Raw genomic sequence first — 23,400 nt, forward strand, 5'->3', positions numbered from 1 at the left:
TCATCCAATTATCGTCTCCCCCGTTGTTTATGCATTTGCCAAACAGCGGGGGATTTTTCTTTGCGGCCCGTGCAAGGCGCTTTATTCGGATACAGTAATTGCAGGGTGCCTTTATTTAACTAAAGCTACAAAATGAGTACAATTAACCGCTCATCGCATATTTTATGACGCTCATCGAGTATTTCACCGAATATAGTGAATACTTTTTAGACTTCCGATAGGCTAATAGATGTATTTATTAGCTGAAATCCTGCACGGTTCCGCGGGGTTTCAACGGTTGGGAGGGATCATGAGGTTTACTCATCCCGTCAACACGCTCAAGAAGCTTGGCTGCGGCCTTGCATTCGGAGCTGCGGCCATTACGGCCATGCCGACCTCGGCACTCGCTTGCACCCAGATCTACATGGGCAGCAAACTCACGGCGGACGGCAACACGTACTACGGCCGCGCAGAGGACTTTAGCACACGCTATATCAAGCACTTTGGCATTGAGCCTGCGCACAAGGACGGTAGCAAGTACACCTCGCTCGAATCCGGCTTTGAGTACAAGTCCACGGGCCCCACGTATCGCTACACCTTCGTTCGCGACAACCCCTCTCAGTGGGAAGATCGCTATGACGCTTATTCCGAGGCTGGCATCAACGAGAAGGGCGTCTCCTGCTCCGCCACGCTGAGCACCTCCTACAACGAGAAGGCCGAGGAGGCCGACCCCCTCACCGAGGAGACCGGCATCGGTGAATACAACTACGCCAGCGTCATCCTGGGCGAGAGCGCCACGGCCCGCGAGGGCGTCGAGCTCCTCGGAAGTCTGGTCGACGAGCAGGGCATCTGCACCAACGACCAGATCATCATCGCCGACAACAACGAGACCTGGCTGTTCGCCGGACTTTCTGGCCATCAGTGGATTGCCATGAAGCTCACCGACGACATCGCCTCGGTCAACCCCAACATCGGCAACCTTAACTACAAGGTTAACCTCGACGACACCGAGAACTGCCTCCACTCCAAGGACATTCAGACCATGCCCGAAGAAAAGGGCTTTGCCAAGTACTTCGATGACGGCCAGTTCGACGTTGCCCAGACCTACGGTGAGGAAATTAGCGAGCAGGCCATGCATTCTTGGTCGCGCTATATCCAGGGCCGCGATTACTTCATGGCTCCGCTTGCCGAGGGCACCGACTACGAGATCGTTAAGGACGAGCGCGAAGATGCTCGCGCCACGACCGGCGCCCTGGTCCACGAGATGCAGCCGCTGTTCTTCCAGCCCGGCAAGTCCGACTGGAACACCTTTGAGATGATCCGCAGCTTTGCTACTCGTGGCGAGAATGTCGCCGGCCTCAACGCCAACACCGACGGCGCCTATGCCATTGGTTCCAACCGCAACACCGAGATCCACACCTTCCAGATCCGTCAGGGCATGGACCCCGAGATCGCGACCATTCAGTGGGAGATGCTCTCCAACGCCGAATTCTCCGTCGCCATCCCCTTCTACTCCGCACTGCTCACCGAGGTCAGCCCCTACTTCAGCGATCAGGATGTCTCCTTTGATCACTGCGAAGAGGAAGACGTCGTGAACAACGAGGAGCCCAAGAACTCCATCAACTACGTCCTCATGGACATCAACACACTCGCCTATGAGAACCGCGACCACTGCGCCACCGGCGTCCGCGCCTATCTCGACGCCCTGCAGAAGGAACTCATCGAGCAGAACCTGACCGTCGACGATGCCATGCAGGCCACCGAGGACACCGAGGCCCGCACCGCCCTGGCCAACAAGGCCGGCAAGGCTGCCACCAAGAACACCTACCTCAAGTGCAAGGCTATGCTCGAGGAGATGCGTGACTACCTCAAGGAGGAGGATTTCTCCGAGGAGTTCGTCCCGAGTGACTACGATGCCGACAACGACTGCCTGGTCGAGTCCATCACCTACGCCGACGAGGCCCTCTCCGATGAGGATGTAGCCGAGCCCGAGGTCAAAGAGGCAGAGGCCACCGAGGAGAAGTCCGAGGGCAACAACATGGCTGCCATGGCCGTTGGCGCCGTCGTCATCATCGGCGTCTGCGCCTACGTGATCTATCGTCGCAAGAAGGCCTAAGGCCCTCATGTCCTAGCTGAGCGGGCAAGGCAGCGATGGCAGCCTCGTTCGCTCAGCCCGCTCTTTTGACCGGTGGGAAACCCGCCTGAAATCTTTTTAAAAAAGATTTCCCCGCACACACTTCGCTGTGCTATAGTGCAGCGCAACAGCAACAAGGTACGACCGCGCCACGGCATCACGAAAGGAGCCACCAACATGAAGAACACGATGAACTCTCTCAACAACTGGTGGTGGCGTGATGCGAATTCGATCGGTCGACAGTGAGTCCCTCACGCCTGTTTTTGCGCTCTAGGTGATTGGAAGGCCTCCGGTTTCGACCGGGGGCCTTTTTCTATCTCGAGCCCGATCGCATTCGCATCACGCGTCTCCGCTTTTCTCTTGCACTCCCATTCCGAAAGGATTTTCACCATGTCTCAGAACACCACCGCCGCCCAGCCCCGCACCGTCCAGACCGCCGACCGCGGCAAGCTCGATGTCCGCGCCCTCGTCCTGCTCGCCATCCTGCTCGCCGCCGGCTTCATCCTCAACTTCACCGTCGGCAAGGCAATCTCGGGCATCTCGGGCGGCATGATCAGCCCCGAGTTCATCATCTCGGCCTTCTGCCTCACCATCCTGGTCGTTCGCCCCAACATCGGCCAGGCGCTCGTCATTGGCCTCATCTCGGCTGCCGTGATCCAGATCACCACCACCTCGCCGTTCGTCGATTTTGCCGCCGAGGGCATCGCCGCCATGCTCATGGCCGTCATCGTCAACGCTGCTGCCAAGGACGGACAGGTCAAGTCTGCCGTCGCCATCGTCGCAACGTTCGTGACCACCTTTGTCTCGGGCGTCATCTTCATGGTCATCAAGATGGCCATGCTCGGCGTGGTGGGCGAGCTCGCCGCCGCTATGCTGCCCGTCGTCGCCATGACCGCCGTCTTTAACGCCATTCTGGTCGGTGCCCTCTACTTGCCCATCCAGAAGGCCCTTAGGCTCCATTAACCCGCTCGGCTTTACGAGCCACCCCATCTTGGCGTTCATTTGTCGCTCGCGTACCCAAGTACGCTTCGCTCCTCTTTCGCGCCAACCTGGGGCCCCTCGTAAAGCCGTCTCCGCACTCCACCAACAAAGACTGTCCCAAACAACTAGCTCTTGGGGACGTTCTTAAACGACTAGTCATGTAAGAACGTCCCCAATGACTATGAAAGGTATCCATGGAAACGATCATCAACGTCGACGATGTCTCGTTCTCCTATGGCACGCAGACCGAGCAGGCGCTTAGCCACATCTCGCTCAGCGTGAACAAGGGAGATTTCATCGGCATCATCGGGCCCTCGGGCGCCGGCAAGTCCACGCTTTCCGCCTGCCTGTCGGGCGCCGTGCCCCACCACTACACCGGCACGTTCTTTGGGTCCGTCATGGTTGACGGACACGACACCTGCGAAGTCTCGCTCACCGACGTGTCGCAAATCGCCGGCAGTGTGCTGCAGGATATCGACACGCAGATGGTCGCTTCGGTCGTCGAGGACGAGATGCTCTTTGGACTCGAGAACTTTGGCGTTCCCCACGACCAGATCGAGCAGCGCGTGAGCGAAACGCTCGAGACCGTCGGCATCAGCGACCTGCGCGACCGCGAGATCGCCACCCTCTCGGGCGGACAGAAGCAAAAGGTAGCCATCGCCGCCATCCTCGCCATGCGTCCGCGCGTCTTGGTTCTCGACGAGCCCACCGCGGCACTCGACCCCGCCAGCTCCACGCTGGTCTTCGAGACGCTACGTGAGGCAAACCGCGCACTTGGAATCACCATCGTCGTCGTTGAGCAAAAGGTCGCCCTGCTCTCGGAGTACTGCAACCGCGTGCTCGTGCTCAACCATGGCGAAATCGCGCTGCAGGGCGAGCCACACGAGGTCTTCGCGCATACCGACGAGCTCCGTGCCATCGGCGTCGACTGCCCTCGCGTCACGCGTATCTTCAATAGCCTCCATGCCGATGGCCTGGTAAGCGGTACCCCTTGCTTGGATGTCGATGAGGCCGAGCGCCTGATTTCGGGCATCGTCGACCCCGCACACGCAAGCAGCGACATACAGGCACCCGCCGGCTCACCGCACGCACCGTCGTTGCGCCCGCACGCCAAGGACGCCGAGCCCGTGCTCACCTTCGATCATGTTGAGTTTGCCTATCCCAATGGTGGCGCCGCCGTCCACGACCTCAACCTGACCCTCTATCCCGGCGAGCTCGTGGGCATCGTCGGCCAAAACGGTGCCGGCAAGACCACGCTCACCAAGCTGCTCACAGGCCTGCTTAAGCCCGCCTCGGGCAGCGTGCGCGTCACGGGACTGGATACCGCAGCCGTTCCCACGAGCCGTATCGCCCGCGAAGTCGCAACCCTCTTCCAAAACCCTGACCGTCAGATCTGCAAGGACACTGTGCTCGACGAGGTCGCCTTTGGCTTGGAGCTTGGCGGCATGGACCGCGCCGAGGCTCTGCGTCGTGCTCAACTCGTCATCGACCGCTTTGGCCTGCCTGCCGATGAGGCACCTTTCTCGCTTTCGCGCGGTCAGCGCCAGATGGTGGCACTCGCCTCTGTCGTAGTCGTAGAGCCCAAGATCGTCGTGCTCGACGAGCCCACGAGCGGCCTTGATTACCGCGAGTGCATGACCGTCATGGAAACGGTGCGCACCATGGCCGAGCGCGGTTGCGCCGTTATCATGGTCTGCCACGATATGGAAGTCGTTTCGGATTTTGCCGAGCGCATCGTGGTGATGGCAAACGGCCGCATCCTCGACCGCGGCCGCACGCACGAGCTATTCTCGAGCATCGATCTCATGCGGCGTGCCTACGTGGAGCCTCCCCAGGTTATTGAACTCTCGCGCCGTCTGGCATCTTCCGTCTCGCCCGCTTTTGCGCAGGTGAGCGAGGTCACCGATGTCGTTCGAATTACCAAGGAGATGGTCCACCGTGGTTAACGTCATCGACTACATGCCGGGCGATACGCTGCTGCATCGCCTGAACCCCGTTGTCAAGCTGGGCCTCGCCGCCGCCATCATCGTCGGCATCTTCTTATCCGACACCTATGTGGCGCTGCTGGGCTTTTTGGCACTCACCCTTGCTCTGGGTGCCTATGCCGGCGTCGTCAACCGTCTGTTCTCGCTACTCAAGTTGCTGATTCCGCTCGCGCTTATCATGCTGGTGCTCCAGCTGGCCTTTATGCGCGATGGCAACGTGGTGTGGGGCTTTATCACCGACACGGGCCTCATCACAGGATCGAAGGCCTGTCTGCGCCTGCTGGGCGTGGCGTTACCACTCATCCTCATGCTCATGGTGACCAAGCTCAACGACCTTGCCAACGCCTGCGTCGAGGTGCTGCACGTGCCGTATCGCTATGCCTTCACCTTTACCACGGCGCTGCGCTTTGTGCCGGTGTTTGGTCAGGAGATGAACGCCATCATGGAGGCGCAGACCGCACGCGGCGTCGAGTACGACACCAAGAACCCCATCAAGAAGCTTAAGCTCATGCTGCCACTGTGCGTGCCACTGCTCATCTCGAGCGTGGGCAAAACCGATGCCACGGCCTTGGCGGCAGAACAGCGCGGCTTCTATCTGCGTACGCGCGCCAGCTCGTACAAGCGCTACCCCATCAAGGGCCTGGACATCGCCGTGCTCATCGCCAGCATCGCCCTCATCGCCATCGGCTTCCTGTTCTAGTTCACCACTGACAGCAACCGCCCAACGCAAAAGGCCTCGGCTCGCACCAAACGAGCCGAGGCCTTTACTGTTTCAACAGATAAAACCTACCAAAATAAACCTGTCCCTTTTTGGCAGGTCGGAAGCTACAGGCGATAGAGTGCGCCGCTGCGGATGATGGATTCGCGCACCAGGACATCCATGGCGTCGAGGGTAATCTCGGGCATCTCTCGGTACTTCTGCAGCACCGATAGCTCGGTGCAGGCCAGAATGACGCGGTCGCAGCCGCTACGGGCGAACTCCCACATCACGCGATCGAACTTATCCATATCGGGCTCACGTCCGGCCTTCACATCATCGTAGATAAGCGACATCACATCGTTCTGACGTTTCTCGCTGGGATAGACAACCTCGACACCTGCCGCCTCGCACTCGCGCCCGTAGACGCCGGCACCCACGGTGCCGTCGGTTCCCATAATGCCAATCTTGCGAACCGGCTCGGCCGGCATGCTCAGATTGGGATCGAACTCGCACTCCCCCATCACCGCACCCGCAAGGGCATAGCGAACCGACTCGCGCGGCATGTGAATGATCGGCACCCTGGTAAACGACTGGATCTGGTCGTAGAAGTAGTGTGACGTGTTGCAGGGAATGGCAATGTGCGCACAGCCCAGCGACTCGAGTGCCTGGGCACACTCTTTCATGGTCGCCAGCAGCTTGGCATGCTCGCCGGTCTTAATGGCCAGCGTGCGGTCGGGCATGGTCGACTTGGAGAGCACCACCATGTCGATATGTTCTTGATCGCAGGCAGCAGCCGTATGACGCACCACCTGGTCGTAGTAATACGACGTGGCCTCGGCGCCCATGCCGCCGATAACTCCCAGCTTTTCCATAGCCGCCTCCTTGGTGACGCTCGCGCAATTGCGCGTATCATACCCGCGCCCGCCCGATGTAAACCGGACGGGCGCCGCACTCATCTACTTGTAATACGTCTTGAACAGCTTAAAGTGGCGCAGCTTGGTGTGCCACATGCGCAGCCAGCGGTTAAAGACAAAGTCGCCCTTCATAAACGAAGGGTCGGCGCCCTTGCCTTCCTTGTCCAGGCGATGCACCTTCGCGCGCAACTCGGGATCCTTGACGTACTTGTCGACGACGCCCATGGGAACGACCATCCACAGGGCCTCGTCCTGCGCCGTCACAAACTCCGGCTCAAACGGGCGGTTGAACACATACTCGTCCACCACATACTTGGCAACGTTAAAGCCGCTGTTGGTGACGTAGTAGTTGCTGCGACCCTGGCGCGTGTTGAAATCGAAGAACTTAAACGAGCCGTCGCGCTCGTCGTACTTAACGTCAAAGTTGGAATAGCCCACAAAGTGAAGGTCCTCGAGCAACTTGCGCACGCCACCCATAAGCTCGTCATTGGGCTCGGTGATGATGCAGGCGTGATTACCGACGCCATGGGGCTGATGCTCCTCGAGCAGCACGTGGCCCAGGCACATCATGCGGACCTTGCCGTTGCGGTCGGAATAGCTGGTGAGCACGCGCATGTACTCGTCGTTGCCGGGCACGCGATCCTGCAAGATCAGGTCGTCGGTGTAGCCGCTGGCATACGAGTCGCGAATGACCTGTTCCAGCTCAGCACGGTCGGCAATCTCATAGGCCTTTTTCTGGCCCTCGAACTCGTGCTGCCACCACATGATGCCGTCGGAAGGCTTCAGGATCATCGGGTAAGGAAAATCGATCTGGTCGAGCACTTCGGCAGGTGCCTCGCCTTGGGCATTCAGCATCGCCATGGTGAAGGTAAAGGTATGCGGATAGGGCACGCCATGCTTCTCGCACAGCTCGTAGAAGATCTCCTTCTTCTGACACTGCTCAAGCATGCTATAGGGAGCGTAAGGCGCGACGATGTTATCCGCCAACTCATGGGCATCCTTGGCCTGAGCCACGAGGGCAACATAGTTATCTCCACAGCCCACAAGGACAATCGTCTTATCGGCATGCGCTTGGGCAATGCCGTTGACGGTCCTGAGCATCACGGGCATGGTATCGATATCCACGTTGGGCGTGTAGTCGATAATCTGACTGCGGTACGCGGGACCCGTCTGATACTTGCCAAAGACCAGACTCTTGACCTGGTACTCCTCGTAGAAGGCGCGCGCCACCGAATAGGCGTTGATGTCGCCACCGAGCAGCACGGGGATAAACTCACGCTCTGTAAACTGCAATGCCATGGATACTTCCTATCATCAACTGCCCATACGCTGAGCGGTCTTTATGCAACCTGTTTATTCTAACGTGCCGGGCCGTCTCCTCCTAAAGCTCCACCGTATCTATGGCAATCAACGCAATTATCTAGTATGAAAGCCGCGCTCACCGCGATAGGGCCCTGTAGTTGCAAAACCCCACGTTAAGAGAGCTTTCACAGCCCAAAACTCGCCCACAAACAGGTCCTCGTAACGTTAAAGTTGAACTCTATGGTTTCTCAACAATTCGATATAACTGCAGGTCAAAGCCAAAGCCTCAAGTTCAACTTGACCCTTTAGAACCTTTAAGGTTCAAGTTGAGGTCGAAAGCAGTAGTAGAATACTTTTCGAACCATAACCTACGATTGATTGCAGAGGGACTGGATGCAGCATTCGAACCATCGCACCGCAGCGCTCATCGCGTCGAAGCCGGCTCGTATCATCACGAGCGCCGCGCTCGCCGTTGCACTGACGGCCACGCCGATGCTCTCCCCCGTCGCGGCATATGCCGCCTCGCAGGCAACGCAGGATCAGCTTTCCGCCGCCCAGCAGAAGATCGAAGCCGCCACGGGCGCCTACAACGAGGCCCGCACCAAGCTCGAGGACCTTCAGAAGCAAATCGACACCAACGAGGCCAGCATCGAGCAAATCGAAGCCGAGCTTCCCGATCAGCAGGCCAAGGCGAGCTCCGCCATGCGCGATCTGTATAAATACCAGAAGGGCACCAACCCCATCGTGAGCTTCCTGGTCAATGCGCAGAGCCTGGGTGAGTTCATCACGACCTGCAAATACACCAACCAGATCACGAGCTCGAGCGTCGACGAGATCGAAGAGCTCAACAATATGCAAACCGAACTCGAGCAGAACAAGGCCGAGCTCCAGCAGGCCAAGTCACAGCTTGAGGCAGAGCAGAAAAGCGCCGAGGATGCGCTGGCGCAGGCCCAGCAGCTCCGCAGCGAGGCACAGGCAAAAGCCGAGCAGGAAAATGCCGCCGAGCTTGCCAAGCTTGAGGCCGATAAGGCCGCTGCCGCCGAGAAGCTCTCGGGCGAGGGCGTAAGCGGCAGCAATTCCAGCAGCCAGGCCACCAACACCAACACCACCATCGACACCACGGTGAACAACTCCAATATCGGTAGCTCCGATTACGATTCGTTCATTAATGAGTGGACAAGCCGCATCGACAATTATCTCGCCGGCTCCCCCATGGCAGGCCAGGGCTATAACTTTGCCGTCGCCGCCTGGAATACCGGTGTCGACCCCCGTTGGTCCCCCGCCATCGCCTGTATCGAGAGCACCAAGGGTGCTTATTGCGCCAATTCTTACAACGCCTGGGGCTGGAGCGCCGTTGGCGGCGGTTGGCGCAGTTTCGGCAGCTGGAGCGAGGGCATCTCAGCCCACGTTGCCTATCTTGGTCGCAATTACGGCTCCACGCTTACCCCGGCAGCCGCCAAAAAGTACTGCCCGCCCACGTGGCAGGACTGGTATAACAAAGTCGCCGCTCAGATGAACCGCATCTAAGTGCGACTGCAAAGGGCCCCAATGGGGCCCTTTTCTTTTAGGTAGCGGAGGTATCGACGACGCCGGTCGCATTGGCAACCGCGACTATGACGATCATGCATAGGAGCAGCACACCCAATGCCTTGAGCCAGAGTTTCGCGAGTTTCTTGCCGCGATAGCTGTCGAGCAGTACGAATCGCCGACGAAGACGGCGCTTATCGAGCAGCGCAAAATGCATAAGCACCATAAGGCCATCGACAAAGAAAAAATACTCGATTATGAGAAGCCACGTCGGGTAGCCTTGGTTTGCTCCCGTGGGGTGGAAGACGGCAAAGTGACTTCCGGCAAAGAACACAAGTAGCGAGAAGCAGACAAGCGTATTCCAAATGCGCCCCAGAGACTCCGGAACGCGAGAGAGCAGACCGCATGCAGCGGAGGCGGCAGGCCTAGGAAGCCCTGCGGGGTTCTGGAGCCCTTGGAGCGTCAACACCGTCTCCGAGGCCGGAGTACGGACAGGCGCAGGTGTAGGAGGCCGCACGGGGCGGCTCAGATCGTATGCCGAGCGCGTCGCCCGTCCCAACGCTTCCGCACTCGCAAAACGCTTGGCCGGGTCGAGCGCCATCGACATGCAGACGGCATCGGCAAGTGGAGTGGGAATGCCACGCGCCTCGCATTGCTCGCGCATGTCGAGCCCTGGTTTAGGGTCGACTCCCGTCAAGCAGAAGAACAACAGGGCGCCAAGTGCGTAGACGTCGCTGCGCACACTCGTCTGCCCAAACCCATACTGCTCGGGTGGCGCATAGGGTCGCGTGCCGAACTTGACGGTGTCTGCATCGGCGCCATCGCGCCACACGCGCGCGATCCCCAAGTCGATAATCACCAGCGATGAAAACGCCAGGCCCTCATCAGGCGTATAGTTGGCACCTGTCACGATGATATTCGACGGCTTGAGGTCGCGATGGATCACCGGCGCCGACGTCTCCCCCGCCATTGCAAAACCGGCGTGGAGCTCGCCCACGGCATCGCATAGGGCAGGATACAATTCACGCGCATAATCGGGGGTGGCTCCCAGACGGTCCACCAGCACCCCGAGCGTCTCCCCTTCGATGTATTCCATAACCACGTTAAGCTCGTCGCCCACACGACGACAATCGACGATTCTGGGCAGGTGCTCAAAACGCCCACCTGCCCGCTGGGCGGCAAACAGACGCTCGTATGCCCCGCCGATTTGAGCCGAAGCATCGATGCGTTTACGGACAAAGGGGCCGAGCGAACCACCGCCGGTTCCTTCAAAGTACACGAGCTCGGTTGTTTCAACGGACGAGCGCTTAAGCACTCGCTCCACGCGATAGCTGTCGTCGCGATCGAGCGACGCCAGGTGCTCGGCAAGCGCTGCGGTCAGCTCGTCATCAGAATATGTTGGGGTCTGAGTATCCATAGCCTCCATCATAGCGCAGGGCGCAGACACCCCATGGCATCCGCGCCCCGTTCGTTTGCATGGTTGTTCTGGTGACACCGCCGGCTCAGCCATCGGCCACTAACTCACCGTTTCCTCGCCAAAGCGATACAGCTCCTCATTGACCTTTTGCAGGCTGCAGCCACGATCGATGCAGAAAATGATAATCGCATCACGGCGATCTTTGCAGTTGAGGACATTGGCACCTGCCGCTGTCAAGGCGCGGTTGGCCTCCTTGAGCGTCAGCGCCATGGCAAAGGCAATCTGCAGCACCTTATTGCGGCTCGGATGCCGCGCTCCGGTAAAAATCTGATAGCCAAACGTCTCGTTGAGGTCGGCCATACGGACCACGCGCGAACGCTCCAGTCCCTTTTCCTGCAGCAGCTGCTTTAGATAATCCGAAAGCGACGGGGCGGCAAAGTCGTGTTCCTTTATGTAACCATCGATACTTGGCGCATCAAGGAGCTCGTTGAGCAGCTCCTCGGTCAGTTTCTTATCGGGCATACGACTTCACCTCCCCCAGTGCATGCAGCATGCTAGAAACCGCTTACGTCCGAACGCTCCCAGCTAGCAACCTGGTCGGGAGACACCGTACCCAGCGCCTCGAACTTCCAGGAGCCGCCCGCCTTCAGATGATTGGTGTTTGCAAGAGCCGTTCCAACCTGGTTGCCATCGGCATCATACAGAACATACTCAATCTGGATGTAGCTCTTTTCCTTGTCCGTGTTATTGGTCAGCGTGCCCGTGATCTTGTAGGCAAACTGATTGGAGGTGTCTTCAGCCTCATCAGCAATGGTATACGGTTCTTGCGGTTCGTTTTGCTCCTCAGCCTGCTGTGTCACCTCGGCAGGTTTTGCCGAATCGCTCGCAGACGAATCGGTTGAATTACCACCCATAGAGCCCACGGCACCGACGATAACCAGCACCACGATGACGCCTAGGACAATCTTGCCGATCGGCTTCTTTCCCTCTTTTGCCATTGTTCATCCTTCCTACGATCCGGCTACCGTGCCGGCACACAGCACATCGTAGAAAGGATTGAACTTGGATTCATTAGCTGAGAGCTAAGGCTGTGGTAAACGGCCAATGCAGTTATCCAAACGCCGAGCAAACGCACTTTACGCGACCGTCTGCTGGCAGTGCATCAACCCACCGTGACGGATTCCCCGGTAAAGGTGCTCACAACCAACAGGATAAAGAAGGCCAAATAGCTGATGCTCAGCAGGTAGGCAATAACCAAAAAGATGGTCCATCCAACATTGCTCTTGCCTTCGGCACGGCGCTGTTCGCGAGAACGACACAGCCAGATCGTCACGCCAATAGCGACAATCAGCAGCACGAGCGCCGCTGCGGCTAGCCCGGCAAGCGCAAACATCACGCCAATGCCCACAGCAATAACCGGGAGCAGCAGCAAGCCGCACCCGCACCCACCAGGACTGTACACGACAGATTGTCGGCGTCGCCTCATCGTCACTCCATCACAAGCAATCGTTTGTAGACATTGAGGCCTTTGAGTAGGATTTCCTCGTCAAAGAGCATGGTATCGGTATGCAGAGCGCTCATCGTATAGGCTGGGCAGCCATCAGCATCGATCGGGTTTTCTTGTCCCTCTGGCACGCCCGTGCCCAGCAAAAAGAACACGCCCGGCAGATGGCGCTGATAGAACGCGAAATCCTCGGCGATTAGCAGCGGCTCGTCCACAAGTTGCAGCTCGGACAAGGCGGGCGCAATGTGGGCGAACAGCTCGGGGTCGTTATCGACTGGCGGATAGCCCTCGGCAAAATTGAGATCGTACGTGCAGCCCGTTGCGGTGCACGCCTCGTCGAGCACACGGCGTACGCCCTCGCGCGCACGGTCGAACATGGCGTCCGTAAACACACGCAAGCTACCGGCAACATGGGCCTCCCCCGCCACCGCATTGCAGACGGTGCCTGCCTGCAGCAGGCCGAACTTGCCAATGCAGGGCTCATCGGCACCCAGCTCGTCCATCAGCTCGCGCTCGGCAACCAAGAACTTGGCAGCCGCCAGTGCCGCATCGTGCGATTCCTCGACCGGAACCCCATAGGTCTTGGCGATATGGATACTCTGGCCATGAATATGGATGTGCGTCTCGCTCGAACGTGCCAGCAGCGGACCGGGGCAGCTCGCCAGCGTGCCGGCGGAAAGGTCGGGCCACACGTGAAAGCCAAAGATCCGGTCGGCGCCATAGCGCTCGAATACACCGCTCTCGCACACCGTCTTGGCGCCACCGGTCGTCTCCTCGGCCGGCTGGAACACAAAGAGCACGTTACGTTTAATGGTGCCCGGCTGCTCGCGAATCGTACGGTCGACATACGTCGCGGCGGCAAGCGCCATGGCCATGTGCCCGTCGTGCCCGCAAGCGTGCATCTTACCGGGATGAGACGAGGCGAAGGCAGCGCCCGTGGCCTCTGCAATGGGCAGCGCATCCATGTCGGCGCGAATCGCCGTGGCATGCGCGGCACCAACGCCAGCGTCAAAGAAAGCGCAGACGCAGCTGGGGCATGGATGGGTCAGCTCGCAGTCGAGCGGCGCCAACACGCCCTCGATATAGGCGATAGTCTGCGGAAGATCGAAATCGAGCTCCGGAATGCGATGGAGATCGCGGCGATAGCGACGGAGTTCTTGGAGCTCGGTCATAGAAAATCCCTTCGTAAGGCACATCTGTTGCAACTTATTGTGATACAGGATTGTGGCACACATGTTTCCAGCATATCCCTGCATTTTTTAAACGTTATATACGAATACTCTTGTTTGGTAAAGTGCAACGTGGTAGGGTCTTTACCACTTGATAGAGGCGCGGGCACGAAGAGCCGCGGGCGAGTCGGCAGACTTTGACCCCGTGGGGAGGCGAAACCCGCCGAACTGGGTTTTTCGGGCACGAACAGCCTGGTGGGCCTGCGGGAAACACCCGCAGGACTGTCTGCAGCAATGCGGGAGCGCTATCCGGACATTGGGTCCACGCTATGCGGATTCGATGCGCAGGTAGCGCCGTCTGGATAGCGAGGTTTACGGGACATGTCATTGACTCCCAACGAGGCATATGCGGCAAAGAAGCCGTTTGTGGACAAGGAAACGCTCGAGCATATCGTTGAGCAGTTCCCCACGCCGTTTCATCTATACGACGAGGCGGGCATCCGCCGCAACATGCAAGAAGTACGCGACGCCTTTGCATGGAACCCGGGCTTTAAGGAATACTTTGCCGTCAAGGCCAACCCTAACCCGGCACTTATCTCCATCCTCAACGAATACGGCTGCGGCTGCGATTGCTCGAGCTATACCGAGCTCATGATCGCCCGCTCACTGGGCATCACCGGCCACGACATCATGCTCTCGTCCAACGACACGCCGGCGGCCGACTTTGAGCTCGCCGACAAGCTGGGTGCCATCGTCAACTTTGACGACATCAGCCACATCGAGTTCTTTGAGCACGTTGCGGGGCCAATCCCCAAGACGGTCAGCTGCCGCTTTAATCCGGGCGGTCTGTTCCAGCTCTCCAACGGCATCATGGACAACCCGGGCGACTCCAAATATGGCATGACCACCGAGCAGCTTTTCGAGGCCTTCCGCATGCTCAAGGCCAAGGGCGCCGAGGACTTTGGTATCCACGCATTCCTTGCCAGCAACACCGTCACCAACGACTACTACCCCAAGCTTGCGCGCATCCTCTTTGAGCTTGCCGTGCGCCTGGAGAGCGAGACCGGCGCACACGTCGCCTTCATCAATCTGTCCGGCGGCGTCGGTATCCCCTATCTGCCCGAGCAGCAGGCCAACGACATCCACGCCATCGGTGAAGGGGTACACACGGCCTACGACGAGATTCTGGTTCCCGCCGGCATGGGCGATGTGGCGATCTGTACCGAGATGGGCCGCTTTATGATGGGCCCCTATGGGTGCCTGGTCACCAAGGCCATCCACGAGAAGCAAATCTACAAGGACTATATCGGCGTGGACGCCAGTGCCGTCGACCTCATTCGTCCCGCCATGTATGGCGCTTACCACCACATCACGGTGATGGGCCAGCCGGGTGGCGACGACAAGACCACAACGCCCGTTACGGACACCTACGACATCACGGGCAATCTGTGCGAGAACAATGACAAGTTCGCCATCGACCGCGAGCTGCCGCATATCGACATGGGCGACCTGCTCGTGATTCACGACACCGGCGCGCATGGCTACTCCATGGGCTACAACTACAACGGCCGTCTGCGCTCCGCCGAGGTGCTGCTGCGCCCCGACGGCTCGGCCGACCTTATCCGCCGCGCCGAGCGCCCGGGCGATTATTTTGCCACGCTCGACGTGCTGCCGTGCGGCCGTGAGCTGCTGGCCAAATCGCGCGCCGATGCCGCCCGCCGTCGCGCTCAGGACGAGCGCCTAGCAGTCGCCGCCCAATGGAACAAACGCATCCAGATCGCGGAAGCGAAGGAGAAGAACATGGATATCCGCAATCTCGAGGGCTCAATCGTCGCCCTTGTCACGCCGTTTAAAAAAGACGGCAGTGTCGACTTTGACGCGCTTGAGCGCCTTATCGATTTCCACCTGCAAAATGGCACTGACGCCATCCTCACCCTGGGCACCACCGGAGAGAGTGCCACGATGACCGACGACGAGGACAACTCCGTTGTCGCCGCAGTGGTCAAGCAGGTTGCGGGCCGCGTCCCCGTTATTGCCGGCTCGGGCTCTAACTCCACGCAAACCATGCTCACTAAGTCGCTCACTTACCAGGGCTTGGGTGCCGATGGTCTGCTGCTCATTACCCCCTACTACAACAAGTCTAACGAAGAGGGCATCTACCAGCACTTTAAGACCGTGGCCGACGCCGTGGACATCCCCTGCATTCTGTACAACATCCCCGGCCGCTGTGGCTGCGGTATCAGCGAGCGCAACGTAGAGCGCTTGGCCGCGCACCCCAACATCATGGGCATCAAGGAGGCCTCGGGCAACGTCGCCTACGCGGCCAAGATCGCCCACCTGCTGTCCGATGACTTCCGCATGTACTCGGGCGAGGATGCACTCACCGTGCCGCTCATGAGCCTAGGCGCTTCGGGTACCATCAGCGTGTGGGCCGACGTACAGCCGCAGCTCGTGCACGACATGTGCCGCGCCTATCTGGACGGCGACGTAGCGCGCGCCCGCGATATCCAGATTGCCGGCCAGCCGCTCATCAACGCCCTCTTTAGCGAGGTCAACCCCATCCCCGTTAAGGAAGCGCTCGCCCAGATGGGCATGATCGAGGCAAACTACCGTATGCCGCTATGCCCCATGGCAGACGACACGCGAGCCGCACTTACCGATACTCTGAAGGGAGCTGGTCTGCTTGATTAAGACCGTCATTATGGGAACGGGCCGCATGGGCTCGCTCATCCGCACTACCGCCGAAGGAATTGTCGACGCCGCCGGGAAGCCCGTTTTTGATATCGTGGCCCAGATTGGCTTCGATTTGAGCGAGCTCGAGAACGCACCGGCTGCCGATGTGATTATCGACTTCTCGAACGTCGTGACCTTCGACGCCGTCGTCGCCTATGTCGAGCGCACGGGTACGGCGTTGGTCTCGGGCACCACAGGCTACACTCCCGAGCAGATGGACCGCCTGCGTGAGCTGGGCCAGAACGCCCGCGTTATGCACTCGGGCAATTACTCCATCGGCATCGCCGCCCTGCGTCATCTAGTGGCCCAGGCCACGCGCGAGCTGCCCGGCTTTGACTGCGAGATTGTCGAGACGCACCACAACCAAAAGGTTGACGCCCCCAGCGGCACCGCCAAGCTGCTGCTCGACGCCGTAGTCGAGGCCGAGCCCGAGGCAGGCTACCACCCCGTCTACGGACGCGAGGGCATGTGCGGCGCGCGCGACCCCAAGGAAATCGGTATGCACTCGTTGCGCGGCGGCACCGTCGCCGGCGTGCACGAGGTGAGCTTCTTTGGCCAGGACGAGGAGGTCACGCTCACGCACCGTGCCACGAGCCGCCAGATCTTCGTCAACGGCGCCCTGGCCGCCGCCCAGAAGCTCGTCACCCGCGAGCCCGGCTTCTACACGTTCGACCAGATCATGTTTGCCTAACCAGGTATCAACCGGATCCACCCAAAGGAGAGACAGCATATGAGCAACGCAGCCGAGATGGATGCACAGGAGATTATCAACTACATCGCCACCGCGCCCAAGAAGACGCCCGTCAAACTGTACGTGCGCGAAAAGCCCGGCATGGAGGTCCAGTGGGGCAACGCACGCGTCTACGGCGATTGCCGCGGCAAGACCGTCATTGGCGACTGGGATGAGCTCAAGGCAATCCTCTACGCTAACGACGATTCTATCGATTACTACGATGTGGAGAACGACTGCCGCAACTCCGCCGTGCCCATGCTCGACCTTAAGGGCATCAACGCCCGCATCGAGCCGGGCGCGATCATCCGTGACCGCGTCGAGATCGGCGATCGCGCCGTCATCATGATGGGCGCCATCATCAACATCGGCTCCGTCATTGGCGAGGGCTCCATGATCGACATGGGCGCCGTGCTGGGCGGCCGCGCCACCGTGGGCAAGAACTGCCACATCGGCGCTGGAACCGTGTTGGCAGGCGTCGTTGAACCCGCAAGCGCCACGCCCGTCATCATCGAAGACGACGTCATGATCGGCGCCAACGCCGTGGTCCTGGAGGGCGTGCGCGTGGGCAAGGGCGCCGTCGTGGCCGCCGGTGCCGTATGCGTCGAGGACGTCCCCGCCGGTGCCGTCGTGGCCGGTGTCCCCGCCCGCGTCATCAAGATGCGCGACGAGAAGACCGACAGCAAGACCGGCCTCGAGGAAGGCCTGCGCCAGCTTTAAAAGTTACGCGGTTTTGACAAACCGCGTTTTCGCTGACGTATGCTCAACCTGCGGCGCAGTGTCAGCAACCAAGCCGAAAACAAAAAAAGGCCGAAGCACCATCGGGGCTTCGGCCTTCATCATCTCAGAGTTCCGTCGTATTCAACCATGGCAGACTGCTTCAACAGACGCGCCGTGGCCGTCTTATAGACCTCGGAACGGTCACGCCGCCCAATTGCTACAATCTCGGCAATCTCAACTGTTCCGTCCTCTCGAATTCGAAAAATCATTCGGAGTCCCGCGTTTCGCCATTTGATCTTCTTGCAGCCGGCAAGCTCACCGTGAAGCGGCGTTCCGATTTCATCGGCGCGCGTCTTTAATTTTTCTATTGCAATGCGCACGAGTCTTCGCTGAGAACCATCAAGCTTTTGATATTCCTTCTCGACATCTCGATTCAAAAAGCCGATGACAAAATGCCCACTCATTCGAAAAGGTCCTCGTCGGAAATCGCGTCGGGATCCATTGACTCAAACTCTGCGAGCTCATCAGGAGTTAAGGCGTCCTCAAACGGAATAAACTCGTGCGGACCGTTCTTGATTCGGTCCGCCGCGATGCGATCAATCTCAAGTTCGCGCAGGTACTGCAGCGCACCGTACATTTCCTCATAGGCGGCATAATCGACAATCACGGTATCGATATCGTTATGGTCTGCAATGAATTGCGGGGCACGCTTGGCGCGCTTGCGTATGGCGGATAAAGACTTGCTTGCTTCGGTAGCAGAAACAACCTGGTCTTTCGTAAACACCGGTTTTTCCAGAACAAGTGGGGACATTTTTGACCTCCAAAAAAATAGTCTGGATTATATTTCCAAGTATACATCGAAATATAATCCAGACTTTTATTCAAAAGTAAAAAGCTTTATCGATTCTCGATGCTGCCAATATTCTTGAGCTCGATGGAGATGAGGCCGTTGGGTTCGTTGACGAACTCGATGTACTCGGAGTTCGAACCCATCTCGGCCGGAAAGCTGATCTCGATGCCCGTGTCGGTACGAATCTTGTGATTGCGCACCGCCGCGCGTTCTACCTGCTTGCGCTCCACGGGCACGCGCTCGGGCACCTTCTCTTCGGTCAGTGCCGCGCGTACGCTTTCCTTGATGACCGGCTCGTCCTCAAAGACCTCGTCGACGATATCCCAAGGCGGCAGTTCCTCGTCATCCTCGACCTTCTCGGCAACGGCAGCTTTGACCTTAGCCAGTGCCACAGCTGTGTTAGCACCGTGCTCCTCGGCGACTTCCTCGACCACACGCGTCACGGTGTCGATGACCTCCTTGCCCGATACGCCCGTGTCGCACTGCAGCAGGCCATCGGGGATAAGCATACGGTCCTCACCGGCAATCTTGCGCTTCTTGTCCACATAACCGATCTCCATGGTGCTCGCGCGCACGATGGCATAGCTTGGCACCTTTTGTGAAGGATTCGGCAGGATAGCATAGTGGCGCGTGATGTCGTTGCGCACCTCGCCCTCCTCGCGGCCCACTTCGTGCATAAAAGCCTGCTTGGAGCCCAGCAACATCACGGCAAACCAGCGGGCATCCTCGTCGTCGTCAAAGTCGGCCACGAGCACATCGGTGGACTCGGCTTTTTCGGCCTTGGTGAGCTCGGAGGAAATGAACTCCGCAATCTGCTGCGACAGGTCCACGAACTCGCGCTCGCCAAAGAAATAGCCCTTGAGCTCGCCGCCGAATGCGGAGTTCTCGGCAAACGTGGCGCGCTTGTTATCGGCCGATGTACGGGCACGGCGCAAATGTGTGGTCACAAAGTTGCGCACGGTGCGGCTCTCGATATCGAGCTCTCGCTGGCTCATGACGTTGACGGCAGAGTCAAAGTCCAGGATATGCAGAATCGCGTGATTGATTTTCATATACGGCATTCCGTTCTAGATCGAATTGAGCACGAACCAGTATAGCGGTCGAGCCCGCCCCAGGCGCATCGAAGATTGGTGCATCGGGGACAGGTTGCTTTGCACCAATGGCTAGCGCAGGAGCTCGGACTGCCAAGCCTCGAGCTGTTCTGCCAAACTCTTGCCGGCAGCGGGCATGTCGATCTGGGGTCGTTTGGGCAGCAGTGCGCATTTAAGGATTGCCGCGATGGTCTGCGAGACAAAGCGTCGCGTATCCTTGTCAAAGCCTTGCGCAGTCTGGAGCATCACGGGCAGGCTCTCGCGCAGATTCCCGGCGATATCCGCAAACCGCTCAGCACCCGTAGCCTCAAGCACGGAGAACAACGCATCTACAAAACGCTCGCGCTCGCTAGGCGACACCGCAAGCAGCATCTCGCGAATGGAGCCATCAACGTATCGAGCACCGGCGGACAGGCGCTCACAGTACACGAAGTCGCGACCATCAACCACCCAGCTAAAGGGATTGTGCTGCAGCAGGCTGAACTCGGTGCTCTCAACGATGGCATAGTCCTCCTGCGTCTCGAACATCATGCCAAAAATCGACGACCGAGGTAGCGTCTTGTCGATTCGACTGGATAGATCAGCGAAGGCGCTGCCGTTCAGAAACTCCTCGACGAAGCCCGGACCATCATGGGAATACGCCCGTTCGATTCGCTCTCGGGCGACATCGGAGCACATCGCCGCACCGTACACCGCAAGGTTTCCACCCTTGGAATGACCTCCGCACAAAAGCGGCCCGTCAATCGTATCCGCTGCCTCGTCCACATAACGCGCCGCGGATTCCTGGGCCGGCACAGGACACCGGAACGCCATGTTAAAGTCCTCTTTCCAGCCCACAATCGTGCTGTCGGTCCCCCGGAAGGAAAGATAGCTAAACCCCGCCGGAAATCGGAACGTCATAGCCGCAAACTGCTCTGTCACCACCACATCGCTCACGGCACGATAGCCGCAAACGTGCACGCCACGGTAGCGAGGGCTTGCTGCCACGGCCTCCAACAAGGCCCTGCTCCCCTCCGGATCCCACAGGTCGCCAATCATGTCCCGGTAGCACTCGGCACGCAGCAGCTCGCGTACGTCAAGACCCTGCCAGCCGGTAAGCTCCGGCATATCCCCCGGCAAACGCAAATAGGACAGCCACGCAAAGACCAGGCTATCCACAGCGCAGAACGACCGTTCCTCAAACGGATCAAACGCCGTCTGGGCATAGGTCAAAAAATTAGGCGAATCCGACATGGCTCTCCCATCAACAATGGCGCAAAGCAACCTGTCCCCCTTGCACCAAAAAGGCGCCCGGGTCGTGTGGACCCAGGCGCCTTCATTGTAGCTTGCTGGCAAACGAGCCTAATTTAGCAGGAGAAGTCGACGCTGTCGATGATGTCCTTGAGGGCCTTGGCGGAGACGGTGAGCTCATGCTGCTCGTCATCGTTCAGCGGCACGGGGACGCGGCAGACAACGCCGTCGCGGCCAACGACGGTCGGCATGGAGATGGCAAGATCGGACAGGCCGTACTCGCCCACCATGAGCGAGGAGACGGGCAGAACGGTCTGTTCATCGCGCATGACGGCAGTGCAGATGCGCTTAACGGCCATGGCGACGCCGTAGTAGGTGGCGTGCTTCTTCTCGATGATGGTGTAGGCGGAGTTCTTGACGTCCTCGGCGATGCGCTTCTCGGCAGCCTCATGCTCCAGATGGCCGTGAAGCTCGCAGAAGGTGTTCAGCGGAACGCCGGCAACCTGAGCGCTGGACCAAGCGACAAACTCGGAGTCGCCGTGCTCACCCATGACGTAGGCCTGAACGTCGCGCGGATCGACCTCGACGTGAGCGCCGAGCATCTGCTGCAGACGGCCGGTGTCGAGCACGGTGCCGGATCCGATGACGTGGCCCTCGGGCAGACCGGACATCTTGATGGCGGCATAGGTCAGAACGTCGACCGGGTTGGAGACGATTAGTAGAATGCCGTCGAAGCCGGACTTCTTAATCTCGGGAATAATGGACTTAAAGATGCTGACGTTCTTGTTGACCAGGTCCAGGCGAGTCTCACCGGGCTTCTGGGCAGCGCCAGCGGTGACGACGATCATGGCAGCATCGGCGACATCGGAATAATCGCCGGCGTAGATCTTCATCGGCTCGGCAAACGTCATGCCGTGCGCGATATCCAGTGCCTCACCCTCGGCGCGGTTCTTGTCCACGTCGATGAGGACCATCTCGGAGAACAGACCACTCTGCATCAGTGCGAACGCCGACGACGAACCGACGAAACCGCAGCCGACAATAGCGACCTTCTTCTCGTTAACCATTAGAAACTCCCATCTCTCTCCACAAACAGGCCGCCCGGGAACGACCCAAGCGGCTTGCCGTAATCCCAATATAGCCAATCGGGACTTTGATTATGCGCCTATTCGCAGCCAAAAATCGACCGTTTACCGAAATTGTTTGCAGAATTCGTAAGATAACTGCCCGAAATCGGTTTCGAACTATTGACGCGCCTAAATGTCTTTTTAATACAGACCCGCCTCGCGAATAGCCTCGACGGCCAGAGCGATCTGATCGGGCGGCAAGACCAGCGCCATGCGCACGTGCCCCTCGCCCGAAGGCCCAAAGCTCGCACCCGGCGTCACCACAACGCCGGCCTTCTCCATGAGCTCCTCGCAAAACGCCATGGAATCGGTACGGCCGCCGGGAAGTTTGGCCCACACAAACATCGAACCATGCGCGTTGGGACGCTCCCAGCCCAAGCCCTCAAGGCCGTCGCACAGGGCATCGCGGCGCTCCTGGTACTTCAGACGCTGTGCCTCAACCTCATCGCGCGGACCGTTCAGGCAGGCGATGGCAGCCTTTTGGATCGGGAAGAACATGCCAAAGTCAATCTGGCTGCGCAGCTTGGCAAAGGCCGAGACCACGTCCTCGCGACCGACCAAAAAGCCGATGCGGGCACCGGTGACGTTAAACGACTTGGAAAGCGAGAAGAATTCCACGCCCACCTCGAGCGCGCCGGGATACTGCAAAAAGCTTCCGCCCGGCTCGCCGTCAAACACGATATCGGAGTACGCGTTGTCATGGACGATGAGCAGGTCATGCTCACGGGCAAAGGCGATAATCTCCTCGTAGACTTCGGGCGTGCCCACCGAGCCCACCGGGTTGGCGGGCAGCGACACGATCATGTACTTGGCACGATCGGCCACTTCGGGATCGATGCCCGCCACATAGGGCAGGTAATTATGCTCGGCAACCAGCGGATAGTATTCGAGCTTGGCATCGGCGATCTTGGCACCCGCCTCAAAGACCGGGTAGCACGGATCGGGAACCAGAATGGTGTCACCCGGATCGAGCAGCGCCAGGCCCAAATGGCCCACGCCCTCCTGCGTGCCGTTGCACGACTGCACCATGGACGGCGTGATGCCCGAAACGCCAAAGCGGCGCTCGTAGTAATCGCACACGGCCTGCTTAAGCTCGGGCAGATCGCGCAGGGCATACTTCCACATCTCGGGGTCCTGGGCGGCCTGGACCAGCGCCTCGACCACGTGGTCGTACGGCTTAAAGTCAGGCGTGCCCACGCTCATGTTGTAAATGGTCTTGCCCTGGGCCTTAAGCACAAGAAGCTTGTTATTGAGCGAGGCAAATACCTCCGCGCCAAAGCGGTCGAGACGCTGCGATGCCTGCATGG

21 protein-coding genes and 1 riboswitch are annotated in these 23,400 nt (G+C 59.1%); of the genes, 8 read left to right on the plus strand and 13 right to left on the minus strand.

Annotated elements, in window-relative coordinates; genetic code table 11:
• Window positions 1-289 precede the first annotated feature (289 nt).
• The 4 genes from DXB98_RS05995 (at window position 290) to DXB98_RS06010 (ending at window position 5,779) form a co-directional block, all read left to right on the plus strand.
• Complete coding sequence (locus tag DXB98_RS05995) at window positions 290-2,095, plus strand: C69 family dipeptidase (protein ID WP_158553156.1); 1,806 nt, start codon at window positions 290-292, stop codon at window positions 2,093-2,095.
• Between the two features lie 408 nt (window positions 2,096-2,503).
• Complete coding sequence (locus tag DXB98_RS06000) at window positions 2,504-3,076, plus strand: hypothetical protein (protein ID WP_117743483.1); 573 nt, start codon at window positions 2,504-2,506, stop codon at window positions 3,074-3,076.
• Window positions 3,077-3,288: 212 nt separating this feature from the next.
• Complete coding sequence (locus DXB98_RS06005) at window positions 3,289-5,040, plus strand: ABC transporter ATP-binding protein (protein ID WP_117743484.1); 1,752 nt, start codon at window positions 3,289-3,291, stop codon at window positions 5,038-5,040.
• The gene (locus tag DXB98_RS06010) at window positions 5,033-5,779 is read left to right on the plus strand and encodes an energy-coupling factor transporter transmembrane protein EcfT (protein ID WP_117743485.1); all 747 of its coding nucleotides are present in this window, start codon (window positions 5,033-5,035) and stop codon (window positions 5,777-5,779) included. The genes DXB98_RS06005 and DXB98_RS06010 overlap by 8 nt, the downstream gene beginning before the upstream one ends.
• 125 nt (window positions 5,780-5,904) lie before the next feature.
• Here the strand turns inward: DXB98_RS06010 and DXB98_RS06015 are convergent, their stop codons facing one another.
• A complete protein-coding gene (locus DXB98_RS06015; protein WP_233502225.1) occupies window positions 5,905-6,651 on the minus strand; it encodes an aspartate/glutamate racemase family protein in 747 nt (248 codons plus the stop codon).
• Between the two features lie 84 nt (window positions 6,652-6,735).
• A complete protein-coding gene (locus tag DXB98_RS06020; protein WP_099431498.1) occupies window positions 6,736-7,992 on the minus strand; it encodes an ATP-grasp domain-containing protein in 1,257 nt (418 codons plus the stop codon).
• Window positions 7,993-8,388: 396 nt separating this feature from the next.
• On the opposite strand from DXB98_RS06020, the gene DXB98_RS06025 reads away from it, so the two are divergent.
• Window positions 8,389-9,522 carry a glucosaminidase domain-containing protein gene (locus DXB98_RS06025; protein ID WP_117743486.1) on the plus strand — a complete coding sequence of 378 codons (1,134 nt, stop codon included), beginning with the start codon at window positions 8,389-8,391 and terminating at the stop codon, window positions 9,520-9,522.
• A gap of 37 nt (window positions 9,523-9,559) precedes the next feature.
• Here DXB98_RS06025 and DXB98_RS06030 read toward each other — a convergent pair whose 3' ends face one another.
• From DXB98_RS06030 to DXB98_RS06050, 5 genes are all read right to left on the minus strand, one after another.
• On the minus strand, window positions 9,560-10,939 hold the full coding sequence (locus tag DXB98_RS06030; RefSeq protein WP_158553157.1) for a protein kinase: 1,380 nt from the start codon (window positions 10,937-10,939) through the stop codon (window positions 9,560-9,562).
• 99 nt (window positions 10,940-11,038) lie between these two features.
• The gene (locus DXB98_RS06035; RefSeq protein WP_117743488.1) at window positions 11,039-11,461 is read right to left on the minus strand and encodes an XRE family transcriptional regulator; all 423 of its coding nucleotides are present in this window, start codon (window positions 11,459-11,461) and stop codon (window positions 11,039-11,041) included.
• Between the two features lie 32 nt (window positions 11,462-11,493).
• Window positions 11,494-11,937 (minus strand): FxLYD domain-containing protein, encoded by a 444-nt coding sequence (locus DXB98_RS06040; protein WP_117743489.1) that lies wholly within the window; start codon window positions 11,935-11,937, stop codon window positions 11,494-11,496.
• 164 nt (window positions 11,938-12,101) lie between these two features.
• Window positions 12,102-12,425, minus strand: coding sequence for a hypothetical protein (locus tag DXB98_RS06045; RefSeq protein WP_147351606.1), 324 nt, complete (start codon window positions 12,423-12,425; stop codon window positions 12,102-12,104).
• 2 nt (window positions 12,426-12,427) lie between these two features.
• A complete protein-coding gene (locus DXB98_RS06050; protein ID WP_233505108.1) occupies window positions 12,428-13,615 on the minus strand; it encodes an N-acetyldiaminopimelate deacetylase in 1,188 nt (395 codons plus the stop codon).
• Between the two features lie 144 nt (window positions 13,616-13,759).
• Window positions 13,760-13,928: riboswitch (Lysine riboswitch) on the plus strand.
• 65 nt (window positions 13,929-13,993) lie between these two features.
• Here DXB98_RS06050 and dapA point away from each other — a divergent pair.
• From dapA to dapD, 3 genes are read left to right on the plus strand one after another with little or no spacing between them, the layout of a single operon-like run.
• The gene (gene dapA / locus DXB98_RS10415; RefSeq protein WP_117743491.1) at window positions 13,994-16,303 is read left to right on the plus strand and encodes a 4-hydroxy-tetrahydrodipicolinate synthase; all 2,310 of its coding nucleotides are present in this window, start codon (window positions 13,994-13,996) and stop codon (window positions 16,301-16,303) included.
• Entirely contained in the window at window positions 16,296-17,036 is a 741-nt protein-coding gene (gene dapB, locus DXB98_RS06060; protein ID WP_199407136.1) for a 4-hydroxy-tetrahydrodipicolinate reductase, read from the plus strand. The genes dapA and dapB overlap by 8 nt, the downstream gene beginning before the upstream one ends.
• Window positions 17,037-17,075: 39 nt before the next feature.
• Window positions 17,076-17,795, plus strand: coding sequence for a 2,3,4,5-tetrahydropyridine-2,6-dicarboxylate N-acetyltransferase (gene dapD / locus DXB98_RS06065; RefSeq protein WP_117735265.1), 720 nt, complete (start codon window positions 17,076-17,078; stop codon window positions 17,793-17,795).
• Window positions 17,796-17,914: 119 nt separating this feature from the next.
• Here the strand turns inward: dapD and DXB98_RS06070 are convergent, their stop codons facing one another.
• The 6 genes from DXB98_RS06070 to DXB98_RS06095 form a co-directional block, all read right to left on the minus strand.
• Complete coding sequence (locus DXB98_RS06070; protein WP_117735266.1) at window positions 17,915-18,259, minus strand: type II toxin-antitoxin system RelE/ParE family toxin; 345 nt, start codon at window positions 18,257-18,259, stop codon at window positions 17,915-17,917.
• Complete coding sequence (locus DXB98_RS06075) at window positions 18,256-18,606, minus strand: hypothetical protein (protein ID WP_117735267.1); 351 nt, start codon at window positions 18,604-18,606, stop codon at window positions 18,256-18,258. Before DXB98_RS06075 ends, DXB98_RS06070 begins: the two co-directional genes overlap by 4 nt.
• A gap of 86 nt (window positions 18,607-18,692) precedes the next feature.
• A complete protein-coding gene (locus tag DXB98_RS06080; RefSeq protein WP_117743492.1) occupies window positions 18,693-19,697 on the minus strand; it encodes a nucleoid-associated protein in 1,005 nt (334 codons plus the stop codon).
• A gap of 111 nt (window positions 19,698-19,808) precedes the next feature.
• Window positions 19,809-20,969 (minus strand): DUF2974 domain-containing protein, encoded by a 1,161-nt coding sequence (locus tag DXB98_RS06085; RefSeq protein WP_117735269.1) that lies wholly within the window; start codon window positions 20,967-20,969, stop codon window positions 19,809-19,811.
• 113 nt (window positions 20,970-21,082) lie between these two features.
• The gene (locus DXB98_RS06090; RefSeq protein WP_022094138.1) at window positions 21,083-22,033 is read right to left on the minus strand and encodes an L-lactate dehydrogenase; all 951 of its coding nucleotides are present in this window, start codon (window positions 22,031-22,033) and stop codon (window positions 21,083-21,085) included.
• 201 nt (window positions 22,034-22,234) lie between these two features.
• Complete coding sequence (locus tag DXB98_RS06095) at window positions 22,235-23,398, minus strand: pyridoxal phosphate-dependent aminotransferase (protein ID WP_117743493.1); 1,164 nt, start codon at window positions 23,396-23,398, stop codon at window positions 22,235-22,237.
• Window positions 23,399-23,400 lie beyond the last annotated feature (2 nt).

It is taken from the genome of Collinsella sp. OM07-12 (assembly GCF_003438275.1).
In the GTDB taxonomy this organism is placed as follows: Bacteria; Actinomycetota; Coriobacteriia; order Coriobacteriales; family Coriobacteriaceae; genus Collinsella.

Coding starts and splice junctions, on each gene's coding strand:
- DXB98_RS05995 (WP_158553156.1), top strand. CDS start 290: ATGAGGTTTACTCATCCCGTCAACACGCTCAAGAAGCTTGGCTGCGGC.
- DXB98_RS06000 (WP_117743483.1), top strand. CDS start 2,504: ATGTCTCAGAACACCACCGCCGCCCAGCCCCGCACCGTCCAGACCGCC.
- DXB98_RS06005 (WP_117743484.1), top strand. CDS start 3,289: ATGGAAACGATCATCAACGTCGACGATGTCTCGTTCTCCTATGGCACG.
- DXB98_RS06015 (WP_233502225.1), bottom strand. CDS start 6,651: ATGGAAAAGCTGGGAGTTATCGGCGGCATGGGCGCCGAGGCCACGTCG.
- DXB98_RS06020 (WP_099431498.1), bottom strand. CDS start 7,992: ATGGCATTGCAGTTTACAGAGCGTGAGTTTATCCCCGTGCTGCTCGGT.
- DXB98_RS06025 (WP_117743486.1), top strand. CDS start 8,389: ATGCAGCATTCGAACCATCGCACCGCAGCGCTCATCGCGTCGAAGCCG.
- DXB98_RS06030 (WP_158553157.1), bottom strand. CDS start 10,939: ATGGATACTCAGACCCCAACATATTCTGATGACGAGCTGACCGCAGCG.
- DXB98_RS06035 (WP_117743488.1), bottom strand. CDS start 11,461: ATGCCCGATAAGAAACTGACCGAGGAGCTGCTCAACGAGCTCCTTGAT.
- DXB98_RS06040 (WP_117743489.1), bottom strand. CDS start 11,937: ATGGCAAAAGAGGGAAAGAAGCCGATCGGCAAGATTGTCCTAGGCGTC.
- DXB98_RS06045 (WP_147351606.1), bottom strand. CDS start 12,425: ATGAGGCGACGCCGACAATCTGTCGTGTACAGTCCTGGTGGGTGCGGG.
- DXB98_RS06050 (WP_233505108.1), bottom strand. CDS start 13,615: ATGACCGAGCTCCAAGAACTCCGTCGCTATCGCCGCGATCTCCATCGC.
- dapA (WP_117743491.1), top strand. CDS start 13,994: ATGTCATTGACTCCCAACGAGGCATATGCGGCAAAGAAGCCGTTTGTG.
- dapD (WP_117735265.1), top strand. CDS start 17,076: ATGAGCAACGCAGCCGAGATGGATGCACAGGAGATTATCAACTACATC.
- DXB98_RS06070 (WP_117735266.1), bottom strand. CDS start 18,259: ATGAGTGGGCATTTTGTCATCGGCTTTTTGAATCGAGATGTCGAGAAG.
- DXB98_RS06075 (WP_117735267.1), bottom strand. CDS start 18,606: ATGTCCCCACTTGTTCTGGAAAAACCGGTGTTTACGAAAGACCAGGTT.
- DXB98_RS06080 (WP_117743492.1), bottom strand. CDS start 19,697: ATGAAAATCAATCACGCGATTCTGCATATCCTGGACTTTGACTCTGCC.
- DXB98_RS06085 (WP_117735269.1), bottom strand. CDS start 20,969: ATGTCGGATTCGCCTAATTTTTTGACCTATGCCCAGACGGCGTTTGAT.
- DXB98_RS06090 (WP_022094138.1), bottom strand. CDS start 22,033: ATGGTTAACGAGAAGAAGGTCGCTATTGTCGGCTGCGGTTTCGTCGGT.
- DXB98_RS06095 (WP_117743493.1), bottom strand. CDS start 23,398: ATGCAGGCATCGCAGCGTCTCGACCGCTTTGGCGCGGAGGTATTTGCC.